The sequence below is a fragment of the Shewanella sp. 492 genome (assembly GCF_059338445.1).
In genome coordinates, this window is the sequence record NZ_CM181702.1 from 1,599,654 (window position 1) to 1,626,017 (window position 26,364).

A 26,364-nucleotide genomic window follows, 5' to 3' on the forward strand; every position below is an offset into this window, starting at 1 on the left:
AAAATCGACAAAGATGCCCGACATTGTAGAGGCTTAGTCTCGCTAGTGCCAGTGAAAACTAGGGGGCGGTTTGATTGTCTTTTTTCCGTTGTTGTAACTGTTTTTGTTGCACATTAAGGCTGGCTTTGACCAATTGTTCAATATCTTCATCGAGGATTTGGCTAAAGCTTAAGTCACAGAGAAAGCCGTTATCTTGGTCATCATTGCCGGCAATGGGGGCGCAAGCGGTGCATTGCGCCATGCACAACATCGAAATCAATGCCTCTTTTATGTGTAGCGTGACCCTATATTGACGCCCCACAAGTAAAGGCTGATCACTGATGACCCGAATGCCACTGCCGCCAAAACACTCTCCAAGGCATTTATCACCTTCATAGATTTGTTGTTCAAGCACATGTTGCAATACTAAATCGATTTTACGCGATTGCAGTTTTAAGTATTCGACTACGGTACGGGCGTCGTCATCGAGATTTCTCAGCTGTAATAAACAGCCCGCTTCCATGGTTTTTACTTCGCTGATAAGTTGCAGCCCTAGGGGCAACATCGCTTTGAGTTGGCTCTCTGAGGGAAGAGGCTGATCCTCTGGCCACGCCGACAGGTATACTGAAAACCTGTGCTTGACGCTAAAAAAGGAGTTTGAGTCGGTGTTCACAGGATTGCCTCTTGTTTTTATAGTGCTATTACCCCTATTATCGTGCGCATCTCAATGATTTATCAAGGCTCCTGAGCAAAGAGACCCAGCGAAACATGAATTTAGCGTTATCTTGGACCATAGGTTACCGATATTGGCGTGCACGCAAAGCCAACTCCTTCGCCTCTTTTATTACCCTTTTTGCCGTGTCAGGCATTGTACTTGGTGTGGCAGCGCTGATCATTGTCAGCTCTGTGATGAATGGCCTCGAAGGTCAATTAAAACAGCGTATTTTAGGCGCAGTGCCGCAGTTAACCGTGTATAGCGAACATGATATAGCGCAGTGGCAACAGACTGCGGCTAAGCTAATGCAACTTGATGATGTGGTCGCGGTGAGCCCCAGTATCTCGACTCAGGCGATGTTGCAGTCGCCGAGCAACATCAGCGCGGTGCAAATCTATGGCATCTACCCCGAAATAGAACAACAAAATGTGGCCCTGATGAATCCCCGTTTTCATCGCTCATTAGCGGTATTAACGCCGGGCGATTACCAAATTGTGCTGGGCGCCGAATTGGCTCGCCGTTTAAGCGTTTCTCCAGGTGATAAAGTCAGGGTGCTCAGTGGCGATGGCGTGGTTTATTCCCCCTTAGGACCAGTGCCAAGCCAGCGTAATTTTTATGTGGCGGGCGTGTTTGAGATGGGCTCGCAAGTCGATGCTAATTTGGCCTATGTACACCATGACGATGCCCAGCGCTTGATGCGTCAACAAGCTGGTGAGATCAAACAGTTAAGGTTATATCTGCGTGACCCATTTAACGCTTCGACTCTTCAACCACAAGTGGTGGCGGCTTTTGCCGAGGATGGCGTTAGCGTCACCACCTCTGATTGGCGCGATAATTATGGCCATCTGTTTTCGGCGGTGAAGATGGAAAAAAATATGATGTCGTTAATGCTTAGCCTTATCATCGCGGTCGCGGCGTTTAATATTGTGTCGGCTTTAGTGATGATGGTGGTTGATAAAACCACCGATGTAGCCGTGCTAAAAACCCAAGGGTTACCCACCGCCAGTGTGATGGGCATTTTTATGATCCAAGGCTCGCTCAATGCGATATTAGGCTTAGTGGGCGGGGTATTATTGGGGGTACTTATCACCCTTAACCTTAATAGCATTATGTCGAGTTTAGGCATCTCCATCTTAGGAGCAGGTCAGTCGTTGCCAGTGCAGTTAGCCCTATCGCAGCTGAGTGCGATTGTGATTGGCACCTTGTTAATCACCTTTTTAGCCACGGTTTATCCAGCATTACGCGCGGCCAATGTTCAACCCGCCAGCGCATTAAGGTATGAATAGTAATATGACACAACAGCAAGACAAGAACTTATTGTTACAAGTTAACCATGTCAGTAAAGGCTACCATGAAGGCAGCATCGACACCCAAGTGCTGCAAGGTGTTAATCTCGATGTGTATCGCGGTGAGCAGCTCGCCATTGTGGGCACATCGGGCTCGGGCAAGAGCACCTTGCTGCATATCATGGGCACGTTAGATCAACCCAGTAGCGGTACAGTGACCCTGCTTGGTGAAGATTTATATCAGCTTTCGGCGGCGCGCCAGGCTAAGGTGCGTAATCAAGATTTAGGTTTTATCTATCAGTTTCATCACCTGCTGCCTGAGTTTACCGCGTTAGAGAATGTGGCGATGCCCGGGCTGATTCAGGGACGCCCCCGTCAAGAGGTCGAGCAGCAAGCTAAGGCATTACTGGAACGAGTCGGCTTAAGTCATCGATTGCAGCACACTCCCAGCGAAATGTCAGGTGGTGAGCGGCAACGCACCGCCATTGCTCGCGCCTTGATTAATCAACCCAAATTAGTATTAGCCGATGAGCCCACGGGTAACCTAGATGCGGCCAGCGGTGAGGCTGTCTACCAACTTATACGCGAGCTGGGTAGCCAGTTTGGTACCGCATTTGTGGTGGTGACTCACGATCCTAAACTGGCTGAGCGCATGGACAGGCAACTGCAAATGCAAGATGGTTTACTTTATGAGCAAAATCAGCCGCTAAGTGTGGAGAAATCATGAGTCAGATGCTCTCCTTGTGGGTTGGTTGGCGGTTTTACCGTGCGCGTCAATCGAATCGGTTTATCAGTTTTATCTCTTTTGCCTCAACAGCCGGCATCGCCTTAGGGGTGGCGGTATTGATCACTGTGTTGTCGGCAATGAATGGCTTTGAGCGTGAATTAGAACAACGTTTGCTGGGCGTCGTGCCCCATGGGGAATTGACCGGGGTCAATGAACCTATTCGTGATTGGCCACAAATCGCCCAAGATGCGCAGCAGATCGCCGGGATAGTTGCCACTGCGCCTTTTGTACGTTTACAAGGCTTAATTCAAAAGCCGGGCGGATTCCAGGGTCTCACCGTGATCGGTATTGAGCCAAGCCTTGAGTCGAAGGTGTCTAATATTGCCCACTATATGAGCCGACAAAGTTGGCAGTCACTGCAGCAAACGGGTAATAATATTGTGCTGGGCCGTGGGCTTGCCGACAGTTTATCGCTGCAAGTAGGTGATAGTTTAAGCCTTTACACCCCAAATTTGAGTGCGAAACCAAATGAGACTAAACGCATCAGTGCGGCCAAAAGCCATCGATTTGTGGTGTCGGGCATTTTTGAAATTGGCGGCGAATTAGATCTAACTACCGCCTATATACCGCTGCAATATGGTGCGACCATTTTAGGGCTTGCTGACGGGGTGAGTGGCGTGCGCATTAAAGTGGATGACGTATTTGCCGCGCCAAGTTTGATCCGCAGCCTTGGTTACAGCCAGCAGCAATATATGTACCTTTCCGACTGGACCCGAACCCAAGGGCATCTTTATCAAGATATTCAGTTGGTTAGAGCTATAATGTATTTAGTGCTTGCCTTAGTGATCGCGGTGGCCTGTTTTAATATCGTCTCGACCTTGGTGATGGCGGTGCGCGATAAACAGTCTGAAATTGCCATTTTGCTGACCATGGGAATGGCTAAAGCCACGGTAATGGGGATATTTATTGTGCAAGGGGCGTTAAATGGCATGCTTGGCTGCCTCATTGGCGGGGTGTTAGGCGTCACTATTGCACTGAATTTAAGCGCGATAGCCAGCAGCATTGAGCAGCTCTTAGGCATACAACTGCTGTCAGCCGATATCTATTTTATTGATTTTTTACCCTCGCAGCTGTATTGGCCTGACGTGGCGATGGTGATCGCTTTAGCCTTGGTAATGAGCCTTATTTCGACCCTCTATCCGGCGTGGAAAGCCAGCCGCATCCACCCAGCGCAGGCTCTTGCTGGGCGTTGAGTTTAAGGTCAACATGTAAAGATAAAACTAAAGGCATTGGTGCAATTAAGTACCAATGCCTTATTTTTTGCTGGTGCTTGGTATGCTGCGGTTTATCATGCTTATCGCTCAATACTGTCGTTTCTTTCGCTTCCATTTGAATAAAATCGAGTATTTCCACAAGTTGTGAACCACAAAGTACCCTAAGGTGGCAAAAATGATCGCAAATGCCAGGCATCCCACTAGAAAGGGCGGGCCTATGGTTGAAAGTGACGCTTCAATCCATTGCCAGTTGGCTTGAAAGGCAAACTCTTGCGGTGGATGATTGAGTAATGTAGTACCAAAGAGGTAAGCGGCATAAAACATAAAGGGCATGGTAATGGGGTTGGTGACCCAGACTAAGGCCACGGCGACGGGCAGGTTACAATTGAATATGATGGCTAACGCTGCCGCTAATACCATTTGAAAGGGCATAGGAACCCATGCGACAAACAGACCTACGGCAAATGCCATTGGGGCCGAGCGCCGATTAAGCGCCCATAAGTTGGGTTTATGCAACAACTTCCCAAACATCTGCAAGTGTTTATGATTTCGCAGTGTTTCTGGTTTTGGCATAAATCTTTCGATGATTTTTTTTGGCATAGCTTAGGTTTGCAGTCTTAAATGATTCAATATGAATCCATTTATGTTCGGTTACTGTGCCACAGTTATCACGGCACTTCTCTGGCCCTCTCTACTGACAACAACCCAAGCTTGGTGCTGTGTAGCGGCCGCTATTATTATCATTCGCTGGTCAAAACTCTTGGCAGGCGGTGTGTTTGCACTCGCTTGGGTAAGTTTGTTTAGTCATCAGTTATTAGCGTTTGAAACGAGTAATGATGATGCCACGATCTCAGTGAGGGCGGAAATCATATCACTAGTTCAGCGAAACAGCGACCAGATAAGTGTCGATATTCGCGTGTTAGACGATAATTCTTATCTCTTTTTTAATAAATTTATGCGTTTAGAGTGGCAAGTCTCCGACCCTGTAAGCTTGGGCGAGGAGTGGTTGCTCACCCTCAAGCCTAAGTCGATATCTAGCCCACTGAATCAAGGGGGCTTTAATCGCCAGCGTTATTATCTTGGTCATCATATTATAGGTAAAGGTAGGGTGGTTGCTGCGCAGCAATTACACAGTGCCAGCGGTTTTCGCTTTAAGCTTATAGAGCGTCTGCGTCAGCAGGTGAGCCATCTAGCCAATGGTGACTTGATGTTAGCCTTGATGCTTGGGGATAAACAACAGGTAAGTGAAGCGCACTGGCAAGGGTTGCGTCAAAGCGGTACCGGGCATCTTATCTCAATTTCGGGCTTGCATCTGTCGGTGCTGGCACTGTGGTGTGTGGGGCTCGCGCGTTATGCGCTCAATCGCTGGCGCCTTGCGCCCTCAATGACCAATCGGTATCTAGCAGGCATCATCGCTTTGATAATTAGCAGCTTTTATGCCTATTTAGCGGGGTTTTCTCTGCCGACTCAGCGCGCCTTAACCATGCTGTTGTTAGTGATAGCGCTAGGTATGCTGCGCCGTTTTTCAGCCCCATTCGAGCGTTTGTTGTGGGCGTTATTTATTGTGTTAGTACTCGATCCTTTAAGCATTATGAGCGCCGGATTTTGGCTCTCTTTTGGTGCGCTGGCGATTATTTTGTGGTTTGCCCATCAGCAAAAGTTTGTCAGCATTGATGCCCATCAGCCGGATAAGTGGCGAGGTTATGGGCTAGGGCTTTGGCAAAAACTGACTCAACTCTGGTCAATTCAGTGGCGTTTAAGTTTGTTACTGGGCTTACTGCAAGGCTTGCTGTTTGGCGGTATTGCACCCTATTCACTGCTATTTAATTTAGTGTTTGTGCCTTGGTTTAGCCTGCTGGTGATCCCCTTAACCTTTGTTGTGATGCTGATGTGGCTATTGGCTGACCCTATGCTAAACAGCTTGAGTAGTCTGAGAATGGCGCCACTGCTAAGTTTGTTAGATAGTGTCATTACGCCGCTCACGGCGAGTTTCTCTCTGTTAGACTCACTGCCATTAAGCTGGGTAGCTTTGCCAGCCGATGCTGCAATGGCACTGATATTTTCCTTATTGGGTCTGTTTTTGCTGCGGCTGTTATACGCAAGCATCACCCCCGCGTTAAGAATGTATTCTTGTGCAAATGACCGCTTAAAGCATGCTAGCTCCGATGATCCCTCTATGGATAATTTATGCGCTAAGGTCGCTCATGCCAGCGCCGCCAAGTTCTCGGCAAGCGCTGTGTTTGTGGTGGTTATCTTATTATTACCCGGTCTACTGTTGCTGCTCACTCCTTGGTTGACTCAATATGACAAACGTTGGGCGCTGCATTTACTCGATGTTGGCCAAGGCCTGAGCGCGGTGGTAATTAAACAAGGCCGTGCCGTGGTGTATGACACTGGCGCCGCCTTTGGCAGCCAATTTAGTTACGCTAAATACACTGTTATTCCTTTTCTGCAGCGGCAGGGGATTACGGAGGTGGATTACTTATTTTTGAGCCATGGTGATAACGATCATGCGGGTGGCGCCGATGTGCTGTTACGCATGTATCCGCACACTCAGCTGGTAACAGATCTTGATCATCAGGGGGCAATTGCTTGTCGGCCCCAAAGCTGGCATTGGCAAGGGCTGGTTATCGCGCTGCTTGGGCCATCGCACCCTCAGCAAGGCAACAATGGTTCCTGTATCGTGCGCATCGGTGACGATACACATCAAGTGTTACTGCCTGGCGATATTGAGTCTGAAGCCGAGCTGCAATTAGTTGCACGCGCCAAGAGACAGGGCTTGTTTATGACGAATATGAGCCAAGGCACGGCACCGCGTGGCTATGGTGTGAGTGATGACGTTACTAATAGTGTTAAAAATGGGGTTAATAACGGCAACGGCTATGATTATGCATCTAAGGACCAAGCGAGCGGCAGTTTTTATGAAGGGCTACGCAGCAGTATCTTAGTCGCCCCTCATCATGGCAGTAACACCTCGTCAAGCGAGGCGTTTATCCAAGCCGTCTCACCCACTGTTGTGCTGTATGCGGCTGGCTTAAATAATCGTTATGGATTTCCTAAAACAAAAGTGATTGAGCGCTATCAATTGGCGCTGGTCGAGCAATACAGTGTGGGCAATAACGGTCAGCTTAGCGTGATTTTTAACCAAGATGATATGAAAATCAAAGGCTACCGGTATGATTTTGCACCGTTTTGGTATAATCGGACGTTTGAATTTGGTCAGATGCTCAATACAGAGTAGAATGTGTTTCTTTGCACCAACATATAGAATCGTGAATGACAAACTCTTCTAAAAGTGAAGTGAGCACTGTTTTTTTCAGGTTGCTGACTTATCTTGTGCCCCTTAAAGGGGTGCTATTTTTGTCTATCGTTGGCCTAGTGTTATACGGCCTTGTAGACGCAACGTTTATCTATTCGATCACCCCGTTTATTGATCAGGGTTTTGCCAGCAATGTGCCAAGCACACCGAGCATAGTCAACGGTGTCGATATGGGCTTAAGTGGCGGTTTCAACTCCGATAATGATGTGCTAAAAATTGCCCCCTTTGTGGTGGTTGGCTTATTTACCCTGCGGGGCTTGGCGAACTTCTTATCCACTTATGGTATCTCTTACATCAGTGCGCGCATGATCATGGATATGCGCCAGCAAGTGTTTGAACATTACCTTAAGCTGCCAGTGAGCTATATCGATTCTGAAAGCAGTGGCAATCTGATCTCTAGGGTCACCTATGATACCGAGCAGATCGCCAGAGCCTCAGGTAGTGCGCTGATCACCATAGTACGTGACGGTATTACCGTTATCGGTATGCTTGGAGTGATGTTTTATAACTCATGGAAGTTATCCCTGTGTATTTTGGTTGTTGGTCCGCTGATTGGCATAGTGATCACCGTTGTCAGCCGCAAGTTCCGTAAGGTGTCTAAACAGATCCAAACGGCCATGGGCGGCGTGACCTCTGTGACCGAGCAGATGATCAAAGGCCATAAAAACGTACTGGTCTTCGGTGGACAAAAAACCGAGTCAGCACGTTTTGCTCAAGTCAATAACGAAAACCGCTCACGCACCATGAAGCTGGCCTTAGCGCAAGCGATTAGCCAACCTTTGGTGATGGTGATAGGTTCATTTGCATTGGCATTTGTGCTTTATGCGTCAAGCCTTGACAGCATGAAGGCCGACCTTACCGCGGGTACGTTTGCCACCATATTGGCCGCCATGATGGCGATGCTACAACCGATTAAGAGCTTAACCCGCGTGAATGCAGAGTTTCAGCGTGGTATTGCCGCGTGTAGCACCATTTTTGAAATTTTAGATACGCCAGCAGAAGTCGACACCGGTACCTATGAAACCGACCGCGTGGAAGGCCGTTTGCGCTTTGATAACGTCTGTTTTCGTTATAATAACCAAGAAAATTTGGCGCTTAATCAAGTGGACTTTAGTGTTAATCCGGGTGAAACCTTGGCCTTGGTTGGCCGTTCGGGATCGGGTAAATCCACTATTGCCAGTTTGATCACCCGTTTCTATTCTGATTTAGAGTCGGGCGATATCACTCTGGATGATATTAGCTTACGAGACTACAAATTGGCGTCACTGCGCAACCAAGTGGCGGTTGTGTCACAGCAAGTGACCTTGATCAACGACACCATTGCAGCCAATATCGCCTATGCCTATCCGGGTGAAGTGACCGAAGAGAAAATCATCGAAGCGGCTAAGCTGGCCAATGCGTATGAGTTTATCGCCGATATGCCTGAGGGTATTTACACCCAAGTGGGTGAAAATGGGGTGATGTTATCGGGTGGCCAACGTCAACGTATCGCCATTGCCCGAGCCATATTACGTGATGCGCCGTTATTGATCTTAGATGAAGCGACCTCGGCGTTAGATACCGAATCGGAAAAAGCGATTCAGGGCGGCTTAGATAATCTAAGGCAAAACCGCACCTCGATTGTGATTGCCCATCGATTATCGACGATTGAGAATGCCGACCAAATCTTAGTCATAGACCAAGGCCGCGTGGTCGAGCGCGGCTCACATGCAGAGCTGCTGGAAAAACAAGGCATCTATTACAACTTGTACCAAATGCAATTTAGTAGCTAAGTCGATGCAAGGTTTTGTTAATCGTCTCTGGTACGCTAAGGCAAGTGTGGGTTATCGACTGCTAGCCTTAGCCTTGCTGCCACTTTGTGGGTTGTTTTATTTGGTGACGGCCACTCGGCGGCTTTTGTTTCGAGTCGGCATAAAGTCAGCGACTCAGATGCCAGTGCCGGTTATCGTGGTGGGCAATATCACCGTTGGCGGCAGTGGCAAAACGCCCACCGTTATCTATTTAATTGAGCTGTTACGTCGCCATGGCTACCGCCCTGGCGTGGTGAGTCGTGGTTATGGCGTGGCTTTTAGCGGCGTGAAGTCGGTATTACCGGGTATGCCTGCCCGAGAAGTTGGTGATGAACCCGCGATGATAGTGGCGCGAACCCAAGTGCCTATGGTCATTGGAGCCAAGCGAGTTGATGCCTGTCATGCTCTGCTGCAAGCACATGATGTTGATATCATCATCTCCGATGATGGCCTGCAGCACTATGCGCTAGCCCGAGACATTGAACTGCTGATCCTCGATGGCGAGCGCCGTTTCGGTAATGGTTATCTGTTACCTGCAGGCCCGCTGCGAGAAGGGCGCTGGCGTCAGCAAGCGGTTGACTTTACTTTAGTGAATGGTGATGAGTGCCAAGAGGGTGAATGGTTAATGCAACTGCATGCCGCTCAGTGGCAACCGGTTAAGCCCCCACAGGACGACAGCCTATCGACAGCGGCATTTAGTGCTGAACCACAGGCGGTCGCTATAGCTGGCATTGGTAACCCTCAGCGGTTTTTTAATACCTTAAACCAGCTGGGGATCACGACGCAAAAGCAACATGCATTTGATGATCACCACCCGTTGACCTTAGCCGATATCGATGCCATTGCCTGTGGCGCACAGGTCTTGATGACAGAGAAAGATGCGGTTAAATGTCGCGAATTTGCAAAGCAAAACTGGTGGTATCTACCGGTAGATGCCAAGATAGCCCCACAGTTTGAACAGCAGTTGATAGCTCAGTTACAACAGCGTAAATCAGTACAACAAGGAAATTCAAATGGCGTTTGATAAGAAACTTTTAGAGATAGTTGCCTGCCCAATTTGTAAAGGCAAACTTGAATATGATAAAGCTAAACAGCAGCTTATCTGTAAAGCTGATCGTCTTGCTTATGCAATCGATGATGGGATCCCGGTATTATTAGCCAATAAAGCTGAGCCGTGGACCGACGAGGCTTAATCTGCCTGAGCGCGCTTATATAGGCGCGCTTGCTTTACTACTCATCTGTTATTTTGCCCACATTGCCTATAGTTACAGCAGCTAAACGGCGATAAATTGATTTTATCTCATCGACTGCCCATAATCCCCCCTCAGCCTAACCGGAGTTCAACGTGTGACTAAACCTGCTATACAAGCTGTTATCGATAAAGTGTTAGCCGACAATAAGGGTAAGCGGGTGGTCAGTTTTGACTTTGAAGGTCAAACCTACTGGTTGAAGCAAGCCGAGCACTTAACTGGCGCCATGCGATGGTTAAAGTCCCAGCCGCTACAATCGTTGCAACTTGAAATTAGCACACTGCGAAGCTTAGCCGCGAAAGGCGCACCTGTGCCAGAATTGGTGAGTTTTGGCGATGATTACCTAGTGGTCGCCGATGCCGGTATGCCTGTCAACGGTCTGTTGGCCGATAGTGATGATCCACAACAAAAATTACAGATTTTAAAGGACAGTGCTAAAGGCTTAGCCCAATTGCATCAAGCCGGTTTTGCCCATGGGCGCCCAGCCCTGCGTGATATCTGCTGGCAAGAAGGTCATATCACCTTTATCGATTTTGAAGCCAATCAGCAAGGCAAAAATATGGCGCGTCAGCAGGTACGTGATCTACTGGTGTATATCCATAGTCTGTATCGTTATTTAGGCGCCGAGCATCAGCTGATTAACCCTGCATTAGCTCATTACCGTCAATGTGGCGGCGAAACGTGCTGGCGTTATGCGCAGCAACGTCTGTCGCCTTGGCAATGGCTAGGGCAATTGTTATGGCCATTTCGCTACAAAGGTGGCAAAGATCTTAAGCCTATGTATTGGGTGCTCAAGGCTTTTCGTAGCCATTAAGATAACATTACTCCTCTTATTCACCTTGGCATGATATAGCCCGTTTTGGCTCAACATCTTAGATGACATTGCCAGACAAGCCGATGCATGTATCTTGGTTCTCCTTAAAGACCTAGGGTATTTGTTGACGAAAGTGCCCTATGATATGGCGTATCAATTTTCGTCAAATATAGTCGCTTCTTTATTGCGTATCACTAGGGCGATACTAGAACAATTAATTAGCTCAATATTCGTTGCGCTTAAAAATCGCGTTTGAATGTTGCGCCTTGATGGTTAGTTGTTATGTAGCTTTGTGGTATGTTTCGATTTTGTTTATTGTTGAATTGCCTATCTTAATGCGGGCTCAATGCTAACCACTATTTAATTTTGTTGCTTTCGCCTTGATTACGATACGAATTCATCAAAAGTGGACGTTATCGTTTAAAAAAACACCTCTACATTGATTGAAATATCGCCAACTCCTTTGTTAGTATGCCCGCTGTTTTGCTCTCAACACCAGTAAATCTCTAGGGTTGTCCCTATGATGGTGTTAGCTAGCGATATCTCACCGTTTAAGTTAATCAGGTTCGCCTTATTTTAGGTGAAGGCTTGGTTTTGTGTTGTTTTTTAGAGGGTACTTAATTGAAAACCACTGTTATGACCATGAAGAGTGCGCTCAACAGCGTGTCACTTCGCCGAACGCCAGTATTTATCCTGTCTCTGCTCATCGTTACGTTTCAACTGGTCGCCAATATGGCTCTAGCACAACCTGGTGATCATGATAGTGATGCTCCGGCTCATGCCATACACAGTTCCCAACATTCACCGTATCGGTGGCAAGTAGAACAACAAACCCTTAAATTATCTCATTTGATGGCTCAATATCATCGAAGCCAACAAGCAGATCAGGCTCAGTCAGAGCGGGTAAGCTTAGTTAAATCTATTAAGGTGCTTGCCGAGCAGCGCCAACTTGCACAGCAGGCATTGCTTGACCGAGATCCTGCTGCTGCGGTGCGTAGTATCGTTCCCATGAATAAGCGTGCCGGAATACCAGACGACATTCTGAATATGTTAGCCCAAAAACGGCAGTTCAAAGGACAGCTGTTTATCACTTATGAAGATTATGACGATGCCAGCTTACATCGAATCCATTATCAGCTCATTACACCGAGCGGTCGCATTCGTTTGCTGCTACCAGAGAGCAAGGATGTCGCACAGTTGCAATCGGGTATGCAAGTTAACGTTAATGGTTGGTTGTTCAGTAGCACGCCCGAACAAGAGACGCTCGATACCCTAGTCTTGGATGATGATCAAGCGAACCTTGTGGTGTTAGCGGCAAGCAGTAAGGTGAGCAATACCGAGCGGCTTATGGCTGAAACCAGCACTTTAGCCAATACGCTTGGCGAGCAGAAAGTGCTGGTGTTGATGTTGAATTTTCAAGATAACCCCAGCCTGCAACCTTGGACGCAAGAAGAGGTTGAGCAGATGGTTTTTGGCCGGGTCAATGACTTTTACCAAGAAGCCTCTTATGGTCAGACTTGGCTTAGTGGCGATGTCAGAGGATATTTCACTTTACCAATAGACACCAATTGTGACTATTTTGGTATGGACCGTTATGCGCAACAATTGGCCATAGATGCTGGTATTGATTTGAACCAATATCAACGTTTGGTCTATCTGCTGCCTCAAAACAGCAGTTGTGGCTGGCGTGGCCAAGGCACGCTTGGCGGAAATCCGTCGCGAGCTTGGATTAATGGTGAATTGAATCTGCTCACCATCGGGCATGAGCTAGGGCATAATTTGGGCTTAAAGCATGCTAAGGAGCTCAGTTGTGGCGATGGTTATCTGAGCGATGCGTGCATTGCCATCACCTATGGTGACACGCTGGATATCATGGGCAAATCTGAGGGACACTTTAACCTATTTAATAAAGAACGTTTAGGCTGGTTAACGCCAGAGCAAGGCGAGCTTATCAGCGCAGAAAGTGATGGTAATTATCTGTTAGCTCCTTATGAAAGCCCCCTCGACGGTCAAGCGAAAGGACTTAAAGTCCGCCGTGGCAGCGATGCGCAAACCGGCGACCCCTTATGGTATTACTTAGAATATCGCCAAGGTATAGGCTTTGATAGTTTCCTTGCTGGCAAAGCCGTGACTCAAGGTGTGCTACTGCATTTAAATCAAAGCGATGAAGATATTGAAAGTAGCTTGTTGCTGGATATGACACCTAAGAGTGGATTACGGGATCTCGATGATGCCGCCTTAATCGCGGGGCAAAGTTATACCGATGCTGCCGCTGGAGTGACGATCACCACGGAGTGGGCCGACGAAAGTGGTGTATCAGTTAACGTGAGTTACGCTGGCGAAAGTTGTATTCAAGCGGCTCCGAGCCTCAGCATCGCCCCTAATGAAAGCCCATGGGTTGAGGCGGGCAGTAAGGTCGATTATCGGGTGAGTGTTACCAATAATGATAGCGCCGGCTGTACCGATGCTAGCTTTGCGATCACCATTGATGCCCCCAGCGGTTGGTTATCACAAGATCAAAACCTGCATCTCGCGCCAGGTGAAAGCGCTACAACCTCTGTCAGCGTGACTTCTTCGACCTCTGCCAGTGAAGGATTTTATGATATTGCTATTAGCGCAACGAATGTCGCCAATAACCAATATCAGCAGGTATCAACAGTCAGTTATGTGGTTGAAGCTCCAGTATTGGCCTGTGTATCAGCCGCGCCAAGCTTTATGTTGACGCTCGATAGCAATGAACCACTAGCCGCCGGCACTCCAGTTACGTATCGTGGCACGCTTATCAATCGCGATAGTGATGCGTGTAGCGTGAGTGATTACGAGATAGCGGCCAATGTCCCAACGGGGTGGACCGCCAATCATCAGAGGATCAGTTTGTCACCCGGTGAGCAGCGCGATGTCAGTATCGATGTCACATCACTGCCTGAGGCGAGTGCCGGTATTTATGATTTTGACATTAGCGCCCAGCATGTAAGTGAGCCGCTTTATCGTGTCACAGACACCGCGACCTATACGGTAGCCTCGCCAGTGGCGGTATGTGAGCGTGCAGCCCCTATACTGATGCTCAACAGTGTTAATGACACTGAGGTAGTTGCAGGTGCACAGTTAAGCTATGGCATTAGCGTGACCAATAAAGATAGCGAAGCTTGTGATAGCAGTACCTTTGAGCTGTCTGCACAATTGCCGCTAGGGTGGCACAGTAGTCAAAACTCATTGCTTTTAGCTCCAGGACAAACGAGTCAAACGAATATTGTCGTGAGTTCAGATCTTAATGCAGAACCCGGTGCTTATGAGGTGTTACTGACCGCGACTCACAGCCAAGATAGTCGCTACTTTGCCAGCGATAGCGCCCTGTATACGGTAAAGACCGTGGTTAATACGGCGCCAATAGCGGTCGATGATAATGTCAGCATGACATCCAAAAGTCCGGTACTTATCGATGTGTTGGCCAATGATAGTGATGCAGAAAATGAGCTGGTATTAGTATCGGTCACCCAAGGGGCTAAGGGGAGGGTTGAAATGACATCCGCTGGCCAAGTACGCTATGTACCGGCAAAGAGTTTTAAGAGTAGCGATAGCTTTAGCTATACCATTAGTGATGGTAAAACCACGGCAACGGCCAGAGTGATACTTTCGTTAAGTAGTTCGGGTGGTAATGGCGGTAATGGTGGGAATAAGGGACAAGGCAATAAGTAGAGATGCCCTGATAGATGAAGTAGCACGAGGCAAGGCCTCGGCTACTTCAGTTTTTGGAAGGTAACGCAAGGGTTATTCGATAGTGTTCACTTCGATAGCCACATCATTGGTTGATACATTACCTTCATCATCAGCAACACTGACGATAACGTCATCGAGGAAAGCAATCGGATCGGTATTTTCTAATCCAGGTTTTAACTCGATTGTAAAGGCACAGCTATAGGTATCATTGGGCGAACCATTATAAGTCAGCTCTTGCCCCTCATTACAAGCTGGGTAGCTTATGCTGTCATGCATTCCGCCGTCATTGATTAACATGAAGCTGGCCGTATCATCTTCTGTAAATACGTTAGCTCCACCAACTGTCATCAATGTTAGGTTCACATTTTCAATGCCCGCATTATGTAGCTCTAATACCACGAGTAGACTGGCAGCGAACTTCATATCGGTAGCTGGTTGGCTTGGTAAGAAGGTCACTGTCGCATCGTCGAAATCTGATACGGGTTGACCATCGTCATCGACACCATTAATTGTTGCCACATTGACATGCACATCGGTTGCATTACCGGTGAGCGATTTCGCAATGGTACAACTTGCATTATGGTTAGGGTCGAGCATAAAGCCATTGAGTGGCGTAGGAGTAATAGGCGCACCATCGACGGTATCAACCATACATTCAGCGGTAATATTACCAAACATGTCATCGGTTAAACTGCTAAAGGTCACGGTATCGACACCGGCCGCATCCACACTGAATAGGAAAGTGTAGTCAACCGAACGTGAGACACTCGGATCGTCACCCGTTTCGAGTACTTCGATAGGATCTGCGGTTTTCTGGAGATCGATCGTCGAAGGCACATCATTAATGACCACGGTTGCTGAATCCGCATTATTGGCTTGAGCATTTTCATTATCGAGAGCTTTAGCGGTCACAATATTGGTGTGTGAGCCCGCTTGGCTGCCACTGATAAATTGACTAAAGCTACAACTATAGGTGCCGCCTTGTGCGATATAGCCGTTAATAGCACAGTCACCTTGGCCATCTAAATTACCAAATTTATTATCCATGAGTGAGCTAAGCAATACAGGTGAATCCCATGCATCAGAGGTATTAGTGACATCCACGGTATAAGTGACATTGCCGCCCGACTCTGGTACTTGATCTGGGCTCGCTGTTTTCAAGACCGTGATGCTGGGGGGTAAGTTAGTTACGTTAACCTGCCGCGTGTCACTACAGTGTTCGCCATCGATACCACTGACGGCCGCGCAGCTGTTACCATCGATAACAGGATCGCCATTTCTATCGATTAAGGCTAACTTAATCAAATCATCATACAGCTCAGGTGTTTGGTCGTCGGGTAGATCAGAATCAACAATGTGTACACTAAACTGACAGCTGTATGACGCACTGGGTAAGATCTCACCAAGTCCATTACCGATATCGGCAGGTTGTGTACAGTTGCTGCTGGTGAGGTAGATACCATCAGCAGCACCGACTGGGTCTAGTGCACCCCATAAATCGATAGAGGTGTCATAATTGCCATCGGCAGCTATATCGATTTCATCGCTAAGTGATGTGATAAAAAGCGATGTTTGTGCATTTGGGTTAGTGAAATTAACCGTAAAGGTGTATACCCCGCCAGGTTCGGTATGGGTATTGGTGCCGACCAAGGTTTTCACCACTTGGGGTGGATTGGGGCGAATAAAGACATCAATATCGAATGCATCACAGCGACATTTAGACGGGGTGCCCGGCGCTGCAGGATCGTTTTCACTACAATCGGCGCCCGTTTTATTATGCCAAGCGGCACAGTAATTAAACTCGGCTTTGCCTGAGTTATCGTCATCACGACAAAATAGGGTGATCTCCTCCTGTTCATATAAGTGAGTGGGTGAGAAACCTCGTGCCTTACTGATATCGGCGCAGCTATCTAACCCTTCCTCAAGGTCAACGCCGGGACCGTCGGTACGGCCCAGTAAGATAGAGCACTCGTTATTAGGATTACTGTCTTGCGCGCTCCAGTTACCTTCAGGAAGATAAACGGAATAGTCATACCTTTCATTGGCTGTGGTGGTAATCGTCACATCGGCAAGAAAGGTGACTTCTTCACCGAGCACACACTGTACAGCTTCGCCAGGATTATCAATGTTAGTGATGTTATCCACTTTACTAACCCTAACGTCGTTAGCGGTACAGTTGAGGTCAAATCCCGCTTGTTCGGCCATACAGGCCTGATCTGTTTGCTGTGGAAAAAATGACGCATAGGCAGCGGTGCTGGTTGCGCCATATAAAATGGCGCTGCTGACCAAACCTATCCCGAGCGTCTTGATAAGTTGGTTACCTTTAAATCGTTTCATAATATTTACCTTCATATCAGTGAATATGGATAAAACGTATGTGTTTATTCATGCTGTTTTATGGCTGGGCTAGAGACTATCGTGTTGATACTTAATGCCTACTACTGCCTGACTATTGTTAAATTGTGTGCATAGTAGACTGACTTAAGTCAGAGATGGTCTAAACCTGTGCCTTAAGTAGAGCAAGCATCAGGCCAATATCTATCTTACTGATAATAAAAGGGTTTTGTTTTGTTTTTTTTCGGAGGAGGTGGGGGTGTTGCATAAGTGTAACAAGTGAGTGTTAGGTTGGGACGCTGGTGGCGATGAGCTGAGGTAGGTGATTGTTATATCGGTTTTTTCTATTTAACTTGGTTTGTTCAGGTGTTCAGTTTGGTTAACAATGATGGTGACAATCCTGGGCCATGGGTTAGTCACAGGGGGAACTATGGACGAAAAAGCATGCCTTGTCGGCCCACCACAAGGCAACTGTTTTTTTACTGAGCTGGATCTGGTGTCTGCAAGGCTTCTAAAATAGCGTTAAAGGTTTGATAGCTCTGAGCTCCGACCACCAGTTTCGGATTAAGAATACGATTATTTTCTATTTTACCGACTAAAAAACTGGGCGTACCACGAATGCCGAGCGATGAGCCGTAAGCGACATCTTGCTCGATTTTAGTTAACGGCGTCAGCTCTGTTAAACACTCATTAAATTGCTTAATGTTGAGTGATAATGCATTGGCACTGTCTTGATATAGCTTGTCACCCAGCGTTCTTATGTTATTAAACAGCAGGGCGCGCATTGGCCAATAAGCGTCTTGCTGTAGACTGCAGTTGGCCGCAATCGCGGCTCCTTTCGCTTTAGGATGAAAATTTAAAGGAAAGTCTCGGGTAATATATTTTAGTTTTCCTGTGTCGATATATTGGGTTTTTAGTTGAGAAAAGGTTTGATCGATATAGCGCTTACAGTAAGGACATTGATAATCTGAAAACTCAATAATGGCCAAGGTTGCCTCATCAGCACCGAGGGTTGGCAGTTGGCCATTGGCATCGATATTATCTTGTGTCGCTAACGTTTTATACTGAGGTTCGGTCGATGCCATGGCGACACGGTGAATATCGTTTACCTGACTGGCCATGATACGAATATCTTGTTTTAACTGGCCTAACTCTTGTTTTAGCATGGTGAGTTCATCGTGTTCAGGTGGGCTTTCTGGTTGACAGGCGACAATGAATAGACTGCTCAGCATTAATATAAGAATTTTCAATGACGATTTGAACATGGTAAGCCCTCATTTTTCAGTTTGTTGGAGCCTTCAGTTGAGCATTACAGCTTAATTTTACACTTTTTGATAAGTCGGTAAAAAGTGGTGCGAGAGATGTTGAGTTCACGCGCAGCTGCCGAAATGTTGTGGTTATTGCGTTTAATGGCATCGAGTAGTAACTCGGTATCTATGTCGGTACGATGTTGAGCCAGATCGATAACATCTTGGTTTATATTGGTCTGTTTACTTAATTTTATGCCTAAATCGGCTTCGCTCAGCCGTTCACTATTAGCCATAATTACAGCACGGTGAATCCGGTTCTTTAACTCTCTCACATTACCAGGCCACTCATACTGTGCCATGACATGCAGTGCCTTTTTCGTCAAACGGTAGTGAGTTCTGGGGGGGCTGAACTTGGCTAAATAGGCGCTGGTTAATAGCTCAATATCGTCTTTGTGGGTTCTCAGGCTAGGGACTTCAAGGTGGAGAATATTGATACGATAGTATAAATCTTCTCTGAAACGACCTTCCTCAACGGCTGCTTCTAAATTGATATGGCTGGCAAAAATAATACGGCAATCGATGTCGACTCTCTTGTTGCCGCCAAGGCGTTCAATATAGTGATCTTCTAAAAAATGTAATAAATTAATTTGTAAATCTAATGATAAATCACCTATTTCATCTAAAAATAGCGTACCGGTATTGGCACGTTCAATCCGGCCAATATATTGCTTGTCGGCACCCGTAAATGCCCCTTTTTCGTGCCCAAAGAGTTCTGAGTGGATCAAGCTTGCTGGCAAGGCGCCACAATTAATGATGACGAACGGACCGAGATGTCGCCGCGATAAATTATGAATTAAATTAGCGCATAGGCCTTTACCTGTGCCAGTTTCACCGCTTAATAATATGGGCTCATCTGCGGCGGCCACTTTAACTATCTGTGTCCTTAGCTGATTAATGACTGTCGAATGACCCAATAACAAGTCTAATGGTTGATCTTGGGCACAGCGTTGTTGATGTTGTGCATTGACTAAGGCGACGCCATAGGTATGGCCTAAAGTATGTTGTAGGCGTTCACTATCGATGGGCAGATGATGATAGTCGATAAAAAAATCAGTTAAACAAAATGTGAACTGATCTTTAATGCATTTATCATCGGTACAAAGGGCTATCCATAACAGCTGGTTGTAATGGCTCTGCAGCAGTTCAATCACATGCAGGGTTTTGTCGAGAGAAGGTGTTGAAATGATCGCAATCGCGACATAACAGAGGTGTTCTTGAAGCAATTTATAGGCATGTTCAAAGGTCTTGGCATGAATAATATGCCAATGATTATCGTTAAGTGATTTATTACAAAAGCTGTCATTATCCGTAAGGTTTAACACTAAAAGTGTGCGATTGCCTTCGGTGTCATTTGCGCTTATTTGAGTCACAATAATTCCTATATGGAATTGAGTTATGATGCAAAGTGATAGGTAACTTTAAGTCTAGGAAACCTTATCTAGAGTGCAAACTATCAACGCAGTATTACCCACCTTATTTTTGGGGATACAAGGTGGGTTAAGTGCTATTTGGCTGACAAATCTTTTTTGGGGTCAATAATGTTAGCACCAGTAAGTGAGACGCTGTGCCCGCTGCTGTGCCTTGCTCAGTGTGGTGCTGGCTTGGTGTCGCAGGCGATATAGCGCCTGATAACACAGCGGCACCAGATAGAGGCTGGTGATGGTGGAAAAACTCAAACCGCCGATGATGGCGATGGCCATCGGCGCGTAAGGCGGGCCACCGCCACCGAGTTGGGTGTCACCCATCGCCAAGGGGATTAAACCTAGGACTGTGGTTGCCACCGTCATCAGCACCGGACGAAGGCGGGTGATGCACACCTTGTGTATGGTATCAGGCAGTTGTGATAATTGCGGCGTTTGCTGATTAATTTGATCCACCAAAACGATACCGTTATTGACCACGATCCCCATTAAAATCAATATACCAATCATAGACATAATATCCATCGGCGTGTTCGTTATCAGCAGTGCCCAAAACACGCCAGTGATGGAAAACAAGATCGAGGTGATAATGGCTGTGGGCAGCAGCAAGGATTCAAACAGCGCCGCCATCACTATGTAGATCATCGCCACCGCCAATAGCATATTGGTGGCCATAATCGCTTGGTCTTCATCTTGGCGCTCAAATCCGCCGCGCAGCGAGTAACCGTATCCAGGGGGGAATGACACCGCCTGCATCACATCTATGATGGCTTGCTGCGCCTCTTCGGTGGTGATGTCGTCAAGGTTAGCGCCAATGGATAATGCCGTGAGTCGCCCGTAATGACGGATAGTATCGAAGCGGGGCTTAATGCTGATGTCGGCAAGGCTTTGCAGCGGATAAACGCGATTGTCGATACGTACTATGGGCAATTGCTTGAGTTTTTCAAGTGAGGTTTGCCACTGCTTTTCATAGGCAAGCTCGATACGCAGCTCACCGTTGGGATCGTGCCGAAATGAGCGCAGAGGCACGCCGCGCAGTGCGAGAGATACGTTTTGCGCCAGCTCCCTCAAGCTTAGCCCCAACCTCGCCGCTAAGGTGCGGTTAAGCTGGATCACTACCTCTTGCTGGGTGCCATTAAGCTCAGAATGAACATCCGTTAGCCCTTTGATGTTGCTGAGTAAGGGGACTACTTGCTGGCTGATCTTGATTAAATCTGATGTTGAGCGGCCCGTTAAGGTGACACGTATGCCACTATTTTCATCGCCCCAGCCAAATTGCGGCGTAGCGATCGAGAACTTAGGAAAGCCGTCACGTATTTGGCGTTTAAGTGCCTTGATATCGATATCCATATCTTCTTGCAGTAATAACGTGGATTGACCGCGATCGGCCGCGTAGTAGCTGTAAACTGAATCGATATAAAATGCCTCTTTGTTGGCGTAAAGATAGTCCTCCATGCGGTTTATCATCGCTTCGGTGACGGCTAAACTATGACGCCCATCGACTTGATAATTAATATAAAGGCGATTGTTGCCTTCACCGTCAGATTGATCTTGTTTCACTTGGCTCAGGGGCAGTGCGGTGGAAGCCAAAATAAGCAGCGCAAAGACGCCAGCACGTTTTGGCCGGTGTAAGATCCAGTCAAGGCTTTGCTCATAATAGGCTTGTAAGGTGCTGGTTTTTGGCGTGCTATCTACCTTGAAGTGCAGCTTACTTAGCATCAAGGGGATTAAGGTTTTCGCGACCAGCAGTGATGAGGCCAATGAGATACAAATGGCCACGGCCACATGTTCAAGAAAGATGGTTAACTGCACTTTAACCCCAAAAATATTGGGCAAAAATACAATGGCGGTGGTGAGCGTGCCAGCCAGCACCGCTAAAGCCACCTTGTTAACGCCATTTTGTACCGCTTGCTCTGCACTGGTGTTATCGGCGTGTTGTTTTTCCTGTAATACGCTTTCTGTTACGACCACGGCATTATCAATCAACATGCCTACGGCCAGCAGTAAGCCCATCATGGATAAAATATTTAAGCTGTAACCTAAAAAGTACATGCCGGCTAAGGTCATGCACAGTGAGATCGGCACCGAGGAGACCACCACCAAGGTCATTTTGAGATCCCGCAGAAACAGGTACAGCACAGCAAAGGAGAGCAGGGCGCCCATTAAGCCGGCAAGCAGCAGATCTGACAATGACGATTTTACCCCATGAGCTTGATCTTCCATGATAAATAGCTTGATCCCTTGAAATTGGGGATCTTGTTTGGCCGCTTCAATTACCTTGAGTACGCGCTCAGAGACATCGACTAAGTTAGCCCCCGACTCCTTAAACACATCTAACCCTACGGCATAATTTTGGTCCAGATGACGGCCATCGAGCCGTTCGGGCAGGGCGTAACGCACGCTGGCAATATCGCCTAAGGTGATGCCCGGTGCTAAGGCTAAGGCCTGGATCTCATCTAAACCACGAAATTCGCCTTTAGGTGATACTTGATACACCTTATCATTGGCGCGTATTGTGCCAGCGCTGACAATAAAGTTCGCTTGGCGCAGGCGCGCTTGTAACGCGTTAAGGGATAGGTTGCTGGCAGTGAGCTTATCGGCATCGAGCCTTATCTCTATCTGTTTTTGCTCCACGCCATATAGGGTCACTTGCGATACCCCCTCGACCCGCTCCAAGGGCCTTTTTAACTGTTTATCGAGCAGATCAAAGGCGCCAGAGAGTGCACGGTCGCTGGAAATTCTCACCGTCAATAGTGGCATATCGGCGGTGGAAAACTGCCTGATAAACACCCGCTCAACATCTTGGGGCAACAGATGGCGTACGGCATCGACCTTTTCTCGGGCTTCTAGGCTTTTCGTGGCGACGTTCTCGCCCCATTTCATCCGCAGTTCAATCTCGGCGCCATTTTGCGATGAGCGTGATCTTAACTCCTCAATCCCGCCCATGGTCGCCAGAGATTGCTCTAAAATATTGGTGATTTCGCGCTCCACTTCGGTGGGGGTCGACCCCTTATAGGGCACCTCAATCAATACCTGAGGAATATCAATACCGGGAAACATCTCCAGCGGTAACAGACGGCTGGAGGCAAGGCCGAACAGTAAAATGGCGACAAAAAACATGCTGGTGGTCACGGGACGGGCAATCGCTAAGCGGGTGATATTCATTGTGCCTCTCCCATAGCTGGCGCGGCTGGTGTAGGCTCAGGTTCTCCCTGATACTGCTTACGGTCAAAGAGTGAGTAAAGGGCAGGGATCACCACCAAGGTTAATAAGGTGGCAAGGCTCAAACCAAAGATGACGGTTATCGCCATAGGCGCACGCACTTCACTGCCATCACCCAGCCCTAATGCCATCGGGGCAAGCCCCAGCGCGGTGGTCATGGTGGTCATGATAATAGGGCGCAAACGGGATTTGGCCGCTTGTTCTATCGCCTGCACTTTTTCTATGCCTTGCTGGCGCAGTTGATTAATTCTATCCACCAAGACGATGGCGTTGTTGACCACTATGCCGGCCAGCATGATAAGGCCAATAAATACCACCACGCTTAAGTGGGTTTGTGTAATGTATAAGCCTAATACACTGCCGCCGACAGCCATGGGCACGGCAATCAAGATAAGTAGCGGATGGATAAGGGATTCAAATTGACTGGCCATCACGAGGTAGACCAAAAATATGGCCAGCACTAAGGCGATTTGCAGTGATTTAAATGAGTGTTCCATCTCTTCATTTTGGCCGCCAAAGCGGATCTGTATGGTGCTTGGTATGGTTTGCTGGCGTATGAGCGCCTTGGCTTCTGCCACTGCCTCGTTTAAGTCACCAAAAGCCAAGTTTGCCGAAACAATGGCCACACGTTGCTGACTGATGCGATTAATCGCAGACGGCCCCAAGTTAAGCGACACCTCAGCCACAGCGCTCAGTGGAATGGGCTGAGCGCTGTTGGGGTTGATTATCATCGAATCGATATCGCTTATCTGGTTACGCTCTTCAATATGGCTGCGCACCAAGATATCAATTTTACGATCTCGCACTGTGTATTGGCTGGCGATAGTGCCGCCAATGCGCTGGGCTATGCGGTTAGCAACCGTTGGGGCATCCATCCCTAAGGCGGCAAGCCGTGCATGATCGAAGCGAATACTCAGCTCGGGTTGGCCATCGCGCAGGCTGGTGTTGAGATCGGCAAAACGTGCAGACTCAGATAGCGTGTTAACTAGGTTATCGGCCGTGTGTTTTAACTGGGCTAAATCGTAGCCAATCACTTCGATTTCCAGCGGCGTTTTAAAGCTAAACAATTGAGGGTGCTCGATAGTGGCATTGAGCGCTGGAATGCGCATAGCGGTGCTTCTGAGCGCTTGGCTGACCGCAATAAAGGCATGGTGATCGGCTAATACCACTTGTAATCGGCCCCAGTTTTCGCCACCGCGAGAGGTGTCGGATGTCATTAAGCCACCGCTACCGGCTTGACTATAAGTGTGTTTAACATCACTGCGGTCTTTAATCGCCAAGGCGAGGGTTTGCAGTACCTTGTCGGTTTCGCTCACCTGAGTCCCTGGGGGTAACTCGACCTCTAGGTAAAATTCGCCTTGCTCCATCGCCGGAATAAGCTCCATGCCTAAACGAGGCACTAAAGTCATGGTGCCCGCAGTAATGACCATGGCAATAACGACAGTAAGCCTGCTCCGTTTCAGCGCAAAAGGGAGCAAACCATGATACGCCAGCTCTAATAACTGATAACCGCGATTAAATAACTGACTGATGGGGCGCATAATAAGACCGGTTAACCAAGCAAGCACCCGAGTGAGCATTAAGACTAAGGTCAATAATAGCGAGGGTAAATAGTTAAATAACAGTATAAATGGCAAGGAAAACACTGTGGTGGCGTAATGTTTCACTTTCGCCATCTTGGTGTCCGCCAGCGGCTTTTTAGCTTGGGGCAATAGCTGTGGCAGGGCGCTAAAGCCTTTACGCGAGGCGAGCATAGGGATGGTGGTTAATGCCACCAGTAATGAGGCGAGCAGGGCAAAAGTGACGGTTAACGCTTGATCAGAAAACAGCGCCCCAGCGACCCCGTCGACAAAAACCAAGGGCACAAATACCGCCAAGGTGGTTAGGGTCGAGGCAAAAATAGCGCCAGCGACCTCTTTGGTGCCAGTCACGGCCGCGTCGAGTTTACTCATGCCGAGTTTTTTACAACGGTCGATGTTCTCCAATACCACAATCGCGTTATCAACCAGTAAGCCTACCGCCAGTGCGATGCCGCCAAGCGACATGATATTGAGGCTGATGTTGGCAAAATACATCATGTTAAAGGTGGCGATAACCGAGAAGGGGATAGAGATGGAGATAATCAATGTGGGCAGGATATCGCGTAAAAACAGATAGATCACGAACATAGACAACAGGCTGCCCAGTAGGGCGGCCATGGTCACTTCACTGACCGCGCTTTCGATAAATTCTGATTGATCGTAAATGACTTGCAGCTGAGTTTTTTCGCTGAGCTTATTGAGCTTTTCCAGTTCAGCGTTGATGTTGCGCGCAACCGCGACCGTATTAGCATCACCTTCTTTATAGATAGCCAGCTCGATAGATTCTTGCGAGCCGATGCGGGTGATGTCACTGCGATCTTTGTGGCTGTCGATAATGTCAGCGATGTCTGACAGTCGCACCAATGTGGTGTTATCACGGTAGATGATGATCTGCCCGAGATCTTGCAAGGAGTTAAATTGATTTAGGGTGCGCACCAGATATTCTTTCTCGCCTTGCACCACCTTACCTGCGGATAAGTTAATGTTTTCAGAGGCTATGCGCTCACGTATGGTGTCGGCGTTAAGATTAAGTTGGTTTAACTTTTGCTGGTTTAATTGAATATGAACCTCTTGCTCTAGCCCGCCTGAGAGCCTAACCGCCGCGACGCCGCTTAATGCCTCGAGCTGGCGTTTGAGCTCCTCTTCGGCAAAGGTGCGCAGCTGTTTGAGCTCAATGGGCGTAGCCTCTGGTTGCGATAGGGCTAAACGTACAATAGGGTCGAGGTTAGGGTTAAAACGCAGTAATAGGGGTTTATTGACATCGAGTGGCAATGCGATGGTGTCGAGCTTTTCGCGCACATCGAGACTGGCCATATCCATGTCGGTGCCCCATTCAAACTCAAGCACCACATCTGACATCCCAGAGCGTGAAATTGAGCTGATCTTACGCAGCCCTTTGACAATGCCAGCAGCTTCTTCGATGGGTTTTGAGACTAACTGCTCAACTTCAACGGGCGCAGCGCCGTTATATTGTGTGCGGATCGTGATGGTCGGGTAACTCAGATCTGGCAGTAGTTTTACCGCAAGGCGAGAAAAGCCCACCATACCAAATAACAAAACCGCCAACATGAACATCCATACCGAGACAGGACGCTTGACTGATGTAGTAATTATCGACATAAGCTC

General features: G+C 47.8%; 16 protein-coding genes. 9 read left to right on the forward strand and 7 right to left on the reverse strand.

The features are described 5' to 3' along the window. Positions 1-58: 58 nt before the first annotated feature. Positions 59-652 (reverse strand): hypothetical protein, encoded by a 594-nt coding sequence (locus AC5YBX_RS07285; RefSeq protein WP_494519396.1) that lies wholly within the window; start codon positions 650-652, stop codon positions 59-61. A gap of 95 nt (positions 653-747) precedes the next feature. Here AC5YBX_RS07285 and AC5YBX_RS07290 point away from each other — a divergent pair, with 95 nt between their 5' ends. Genes AC5YBX_RS07290 through lolE form a run of 3 tightly spaced genes read left to right on the forward strand, consistent with a single transcriptional unit; the run spans position 748 to position 3,960 of the window. Continuing rightward, positions 748-1,980, forward strand: a complete 1,233-nt coding sequence (locus AC5YBX_RS07290; protein WP_494519395.1) for a lipoprotein-releasing ABC transporter permease subunit — start codon at positions 748-750, stop codon at positions 1,978-1,980. A 4-nt stretch (positions 1,981-1,984) separates the two neighbouring features. Beyond that, a complete protein-coding gene (gene lolD, locus AC5YBX_RS07295) occupies positions 1,985-2,707 on the forward strand; it encodes a lipoprotein-releasing ABC transporter ATP-binding protein LolD (protein ID WP_494519394.1) in 723 nt (240 codons plus the stop codon). Continuing rightward, positions 2,704-3,960: a lipoprotein-releasing ABC transporter permease subunit LolE gene (gene lolE / locus AC5YBX_RS07300; RefSeq protein WP_494519393.1), complete on the forward strand. Its 1,257-nt coding sequence runs from the start codon at positions 2,704-2,706 to the stop codon at positions 3,958-3,960. Before lolD ends, lolE begins: the two co-directional genes overlap by 4 nt. 108 nt (positions 3,961-4,068) lie before the next feature. On the opposite strand, the gene AC5YBX_RS07305 is transcribed toward lolE, so the two are convergent. Next, positions 4,069-4,581, reverse strand: a complete 513-nt coding sequence (locus AC5YBX_RS07305; RefSeq protein WP_494519392.1) for a DUF2062 domain-containing protein — start codon at positions 4,579-4,581, stop codon at positions 4,069-4,071. A 31-nt stretch (positions 4,582-4,612) separates the two neighbouring features. On the opposite strand from AC5YBX_RS07305, the gene AC5YBX_RS07310 reads away from it, so the two are divergent. The 6 genes from AC5YBX_RS07310 to AC5YBX_RS07335 all read left to right on the forward strand — a co-directional run bounded on the left by AC5YBX_RS07310 (position 4,613) and on the right by AC5YBX_RS07335 (position 14,850). Beyond that, positions 4,613-7,222: a DNA internalization-related competence protein ComEC/Rec2 gene (locus AC5YBX_RS07310; RefSeq protein ID WP_494524667.1), complete on the forward strand. Its 2,610-nt coding sequence runs from the start codon at positions 4,613-4,615 to the stop codon at positions 7,220-7,222. 35 nt (positions 7,223-7,257) lie between these two features. Beyond that, the gene (gene msbA, locus AC5YBX_RS07315) at positions 7,258-9,072 is read left to right on the forward strand and encodes a lipid A export permease/ATP-binding protein MsbA (protein WP_494519390.1); all 1,815 of its coding nucleotides are present in this window, start codon (positions 7,258-7,260) and stop codon (positions 9,070-9,072) included. A gap of 4 nt (positions 9,073-9,076) precedes the next feature. Then, the gene (lpxK, locus tag AC5YBX_RS07320; RefSeq protein WP_494519389.1) at positions 9,077-10,114 is read left to right on the forward strand and encodes a tetraacyldisaccharide 4'-kinase; all 1,038 of its coding nucleotides are present in this window, start codon (positions 9,077-9,079) and stop codon (positions 10,112-10,114) included. Then, entirely contained in the window at positions 10,104-10,283 is a 180-nt protein-coding gene (locus AC5YBX_RS07325; RefSeq protein ID WP_494519388.1) for a Trm112 family protein, read from the forward strand. The genes lpxK and AC5YBX_RS07325 overlap by 11 nt, the downstream gene beginning before the upstream one ends. Positions 10,284-10,437: 154 nt before the next feature. After that, on the forward strand, positions 10,438-11,154 hold the full coding sequence (locus tag AC5YBX_RS07330) for a serine/threonine protein phosphatase (RefSeq protein ID WP_494524668.1): 717 nt from the start codon (positions 10,438-10,440) through the stop codon (positions 11,152-11,154). A gap of 621 nt (positions 11,155-11,775) precedes the next feature. After that, entirely contained in the window at positions 11,776-14,850 is a 3,075-nt protein-coding gene (locus AC5YBX_RS07335) for an NEW3 domain-containing protein (protein ID WP_494524669.1), read from the forward strand. Between the two features lie 72 nt (positions 14,851-14,922). Here AC5YBX_RS07335 and AC5YBX_RS07340 read toward each other — a convergent pair whose 3' ends face one another. From AC5YBX_RS07340 to AC5YBX_RS07360, 5 genes are all read right to left on the reverse strand, one after another. Continuing rightward, positions 14,923-17,208 (reverse strand): hypothetical protein, encoded by a 2,286-nt coding sequence (locus AC5YBX_RS07340; protein ID WP_494524670.1) that lies wholly within the window; start codon positions 17,206-17,208, stop codon positions 14,923-14,925. A gap of 476 nt (positions 17,209-17,684) precedes the next feature. Further along, complete coding sequence (locus AC5YBX_RS07345; RefSeq protein ID WP_494519384.1) at positions 17,685-18,470, reverse strand: DsbA family protein; 786 nt, start codon at positions 18,468-18,470, stop codon at positions 17,685-17,687. A 44-nt stretch (positions 18,471-18,514) separates the two neighbouring features. Next, entirely contained in the window at positions 18,515-19,885 is a 1,371-nt protein-coding gene (locus AC5YBX_RS07350) for a sigma-54 dependent transcriptional regulator (protein WP_494524671.1), read from the reverse strand. A 171-nt stretch (positions 19,886-20,056) separates the two neighbouring features. After that, a complete protein-coding gene (locus AC5YBX_RS07355; RefSeq protein ID WP_494519382.1) occupies positions 20,057-23,101 on the reverse strand; it encodes an efflux RND transporter permease subunit in 3,045 nt (1,014 codons plus the stop codon). Then, positions 23,098-26,358, reverse strand: a complete 3,261-nt coding sequence (locus AC5YBX_RS07360; protein WP_494524672.1) for an efflux RND transporter permease subunit — start codon at positions 26,356-26,358, stop codon at positions 23,098-23,100. The genes AC5YBX_RS07355 and AC5YBX_RS07360 overlap by 4 nt, the downstream gene beginning before the upstream one ends. Positions 26,359-26,364 lie beyond the last annotated feature (6 nt).